The organism is Bradyrhizobium sp. NAS80.1 (assembly GCF_001908205.1).
GTDB lineage: Bacteria > Pseudomonadota > Alphaproteobacteria > Rhizobiales > Xanthobacteraceae > Bradyrhizobium.
Genome location: NZ_LGHL01000306.1, coordinates 1 through 4,653, shown reverse-complemented (window position 1 = coordinate 4,653; position 4,653 = coordinate 1). Strand labels below are relative to the sequence as shown.

The 4,653-nt window shown below is 66.2% G+C and carries 5 protein-coding genes; all 5 read right to left on the bottom strand.

Going from position 1 to position 4,653, the window contains the following annotated elements; all coding sequences use genetic code 11:
- Positions 1-791: ATP-binding cassette domain-containing protein (locus tag AC629_RS42175; protein WP_084810533.1), on the bottom strand; the 791-nt coding region annotated here is incomplete at its 3' end.
- A complete protein-coding gene (locus AC629_RS42170; protein ID WP_084810534.1) occupies positions 788-1,801 on the bottom strand; it encodes an ABC transporter ATP-binding protein in 1,014 nt (337 codons plus the stop codon). The genes AC629_RS42170 and AC629_RS42175, both read right to left, overlap by 4 nt.
- Positions 1,802-1,803: 2 nt before the next feature.
- Positions 1,804-2,691, bottom strand: coding sequence for an ABC transporter permease (locus tag AC629_RS42165; protein ID WP_084810532.1), 888 nt, complete (start codon positions 2,689-2,691; stop codon positions 1,804-1,806).
- The gene (locus tag AC629_RS42160; protein WP_074120141.1) at positions 2,688-3,638 is read right to left on the bottom strand and encodes an ABC transporter permease; all 951 of its coding nucleotides are present in this window, start codon (positions 3,636-3,638) and stop codon (positions 2,688-2,690) included. The genes AC629_RS42165 and AC629_RS42160 overlap by 4 nt, the downstream gene beginning before the upstream one ends.
- 86 nt (positions 3,639-3,724) lie before the next feature.
- Positions 3,725-4,653 (bottom strand): amidase (locus tag AC629_RS42155; RefSeq protein ID WP_084810531.1); only part of this gene is annotated, 929 nt, incomplete at its 5' end.

Sequence of the window (4,653 nt, the reverse complement as noted above, 5' to 3'; positions counted from 1 at the left end):
CGCGCCCGCGGCACGGCATCCAGCAACGCCCGCGTATAGGGATGGGCGCAGCGCTCGAACAGATCTTCCGGCCGGCCCTGCTCGACGATCCGGCCGAGATACATCACCGCGACCTCGTCGCAGAGATAGTCGACGACGGCGAGGTCATGGCTGATCAGGATGTAGCTGAGGCCGAACTGCTCCTGGAGATCCTGCATCAGGTTCAGGACCTGCGCCTGCACGGAGACGTCGAGCGCGGAGACCGGCTCGTCGGCGACGATGAGCTTCGGCTGGGTGATCAGCGCACGCGCGATCGCGATGCGTTGGCGCTGGCCGCCGGAGAACTCGTGCGGATATTTGTCCATGTCCGCATCGCGCAAGCCTACCTGACGCAGCACCGCAGCGACCCGTTCGCGGAATGTCGTGCGATCGGCGCCCTCCAGCACGGTCAAGGGCTCGGCGACGATGCGCACGATGGTCTGCCGCGGATCGAGCGACCCGTACGGGTCCTGGAACACCATCTGGAAATCGCGGCGCGCGCGACGCAGCTCATCGGCGGAGATGCGGTTGAGATCGCGCCCGAGCAGCGCGACCTGGCCCGACGTCGGCCGCTCCAGCGCCATCACCACCCGCGCAAAGGTCGACTTGCCCGAGCCGGACTCGCCGACGATGCCGAGGCTCTTGCCGGCATCGACCCGCACACTGACGCCATTGAGCGCGCGCACCTGACCAGGCGGACGGAACAGGCTTTCCCGCGGCAGCGTGTAGCGCTGCTCGAGATCCTTCACGTCGAGAAGAGGCGCGGCGGTCATGCGGACAATGCTCCGATAGTCTCGGCCATCGAGACATCGGTGCGTACGCAGCGGACGGCGTGCCCCGGACCGACTTCGACCATCGGCGGAAGCGCCGCGCGGCATTTGCCCTCGACCAGCGGGCAGCGATCGCCGAACGTGCAGCCGGCCGGCAGGTCTGCGAGCTCCGGCACCGTGCCCGATATCGTCTTCAATCGCGTCCCCTTGCGTGCACCGAGGCGCGGACGGGCGCGGAACAGGCCCTGCGTGTAGGGATGTCCCATGCGGCGGAACACCTGGTCGGTCGGGCCGCTCTCGACGACCGTGCCGCCATACATCACCATCATGCGCTGCACGTTCTCGGCGATGACGCCGAGATCGTGCGAGATCAGGACCATCGACATGCCCCGCTCCTCGACGAGGTCGGCGATGAGATCGAGGATCTGGCCCTGGATGGTGACGTCGAGCGCGGTTGTCGGCTCGTCCGCGATCAACAAGTCCGGCTCGCAGGCGAGTGCCATGGCGATGGTGACGCGCTGGCGCTGGCCGCCGGAGAACTGGTGCGGATAGGCATCGACGCGCTTGGCCGGATCGGGCAGTCCGACGCGGTCGAGCAAGGCGATCGCCTCTCTTCGCGCCTGCGCAGCCGAATATTTCTTGTGACGCCGCAGCGGCTCGGCGACCTGATGCCCGATCGTGTGCATCGGGTTGAGCGCAGTCATCGGCTCCTGGAAGATCATGCTGATACGGTTGCCGCGCAGCCGGCAATAATCCGCATCCGAAAGCCCGACGAGCTCGCTTCCGTCCAGCTTGATGCTGCCGGTAACGACGGCGCTGTCCGGCAGCAGCCCCATCAGCGACAGCGCGGTGACCGACTTGCCGCAGCCGGATTCGCCAACGAGCCCGAGCGTCTCGCCGCGCTTCAGTGCAAAGCTGACGCCGCGCACGGCCTGCGCCGGCCCGCGGCTGGTGTTGAGCCGGACACCGAGATTGTCGACCTCGATCAGCGGCTTGGTTGAGCGCTCAATCATCGTCATCGCTCCCGCGCCAGCCGTGGATCGAGCAGATCGCGGAGGCCATCGCCGAGGAGATTGAGGCCGAGCACGGCGATTGCGATCGCCGCGCCCGGATAGACCGCGAGCATCGGCGACTGGAACAGCAGCGTCTGCGCATCGTTCAGCATGCGCCCCCAGGACGGCTGCGGCGGCTGCGTGCCGAGACCGAGATAGGACAAGGCGGCCTCGGCGAGGATTGCGAGCGCAAACTGGATGGTTGCCTGCACGATCAGGATCGACAGGATGTTCGGCAGCACGTGCTCGATGGTGATGCGGAAAGCCCCCTTCCCCGACGCGCGCGCCGCCAGCACGAATTCCCGCGCCCAGATCGCGTTGGCTGAGCCGCGCGTCAGCCGGGTCAGCGTCGGGATCTGGAAGATTCCGATCGCGACGATCGAGGTCACCATGCCAGGTCCCACGACAGCGGCGAGCATGATCGCGGACAGCACGGCCGGAAAGGCGAAGGTGAAGTCGGAGAAGCGCATGATGATCTCTTCGGTCCAGCCGCGCTTTGCCGAAGCAATCAGGCCGAGACAGACGCCGAAGGTGAGACCGATGCTCACGGCGATGACCCCAACCAGGATCGTCGAGCGAGCGCCCGCGAGCAGCAGCGAGACGATGTCGCGGCCGAAGGAATCGGTGCCGAGCCAGTGCGCCGCCGACGGTGGCCTGAGTTTCGAGGCGATGTCGATCTCGTACGGCGACCACGGCGTCCACACCAGCGACAACAGCGCCGAGGCGAGCACCAGAAGGCTGAGCACGCCGCCCAGCACGAAACTGCGGTGACGCAGCGCGCGGCCCCAGAACGTCCGGGCGGGCACGCGACGCGTTGCGACCGGTGTGTCAATGGTCAAGGGCGCGCTCACAGGTCGTGGACCTTGATTCGGGGATCGATGAAGGCATAGAGCACATCGACCACGAAGTTGACGATGACGACCATGGCCGCGAGCAGCATCACGCAGTTGCGCACTACGATCAGGTCACGGTTGGCGATCGACTGGAAGATCAGCCGGCCAAGGCCCGGCAGATAGAACACGTTCTCGATCACGATGGTACCGGCGAGCAGATTGGCGAATTGCAGCCCCATCACCGTCATCACCGGGATCATGGCGTTGCGCAGCACGTGACTCCACAGCACCTCGCGCTTGCCGAGCCCCTTTGCGCGCGCGGTACGAACAAAGTCTTCGCGCAATACCTCGAGCACGGCCGAACGCGTGACGCGCGCAAGGATCGCGGCCTGCACCACCGCAAGCGAGATCGCCGGCAACAGCAGCGACTTGATGCCGGGCCAGATACCGTCCTCCCAGCCGGCAAAGCCGCCCGCGGAGAGCCATTGCAGCCTCACTGCAAACAAGAGAACCAGGAGGATTGCGAACCAGAAGTTCGGCAGCGCGATGCCGACCTGCGTCAGGGACATCACGCCGACATCGCCGAGCTTGTTGTGGTTGGCGGCGGTGTAGATGCCGGCCGAGAGCGCCAGCGTTACCGTGATCAGCATCGACATGATCGCGAGCGGAATGGTCAGCACGAGCCGCTCCGCGATCAGGCCCGCTACCGGCGTGCCGTAGACATAGCTGTTGCCGAGATCACCGACGAGGAGGCCCTTGATCCATTGCAGGTAGCGAACCGCCAGCGGCTGGTCGAGCCCGAGCTTGACGGTGAGCGCGCGCACCGCATCGGCCGACGCATCGGCCCCCATCAACATCTGCGCGGCATTGCCCGGGAGAGCGTCCAGCACCAGGAAAATGATCAGGGATGCGCCGACCAGCGTCGCCAGCAGGGTCAGGACACGTCGAAGGACAAATACGCTCATGCGCGCTCGGATTCTGGGCTCACCGGCGGCACGATCTACATGTCCGGACGCCGGACGCAAGCCCTTTGCGGCGCGTCATCATCGCCTCAGCCGGGCCAGCGGGACAGAAGGCCCTGCGAAGCCTCGAACAGTGCGCTGACGCGCAGCAATTCCGCATCGCTGCGGAAGCGGCCGACGAGTTGAAGCCCGATCGGCAGGCCGTCGCCGCCGAAGCCGCAAGGCAGGCTGATTGCGGGATGCCCGGTCATGTTGAACGGCATGGTCCAGGGAAACCAGTGCGGCCGGACGCTGTCAAAGTGCTTGCCGTCGATCTCGATGGTGCCGAACAGGTCCTGGTCGATCGGCAACACGGTGCGCGTGATAGTCGGCATCGCCAGGAAGTCCGCACGCGCAAGCAGGGATTGCACGCGGCGGAACAGCGCGGTTCGCGCGAACATTGCCTCCTGGTAATCGACGCCGCTGACATTTGTCGCAAGAGCGACCTGCTTGACGAAAGCTTCGCTGAGAACGTCGCCATGCTCGGCAACCAGCTTGGCGAAGCGGGTGCGCCAGACCGTGTGGTTGATGGCCCGCCAGATCGGCTCGACGTCAAAGCCCTCGCCGGAGAACTCCTCGAGCTCGGCACCCAGGCCCGCCAGCCGATCAAGGCTCGCCTTGAAGGCCGCGGCAACATCCGCGGACACGGGACGACCGGGCGGCGAGGCACAGAACAGGACCTTCTGCCCACGCAGATCGCCGTGCGGGGTGGCGGTGCCGATGAAATCGGGCACGGGAACGCCGATCGACCAGGGATCACAAGGATCCTCGCCCGCCATTGCCTGCATCATCAGCGCGGTGTCGGCGACGGTGCGCGTAGTCGGTGTGACATAGGTCTGGTTGCCGAAGGCGTCGAGCGCCTGGCTGTGCGCGATCACGCCATTGCTCTGCTTCAAGCCGACCACGCCGTTGCAGGCAGCCGGTATCCGCGTCGAGCCGCCGCCATCGGTCGCGATCGCCAGCGGCGCGATGCCGCTCG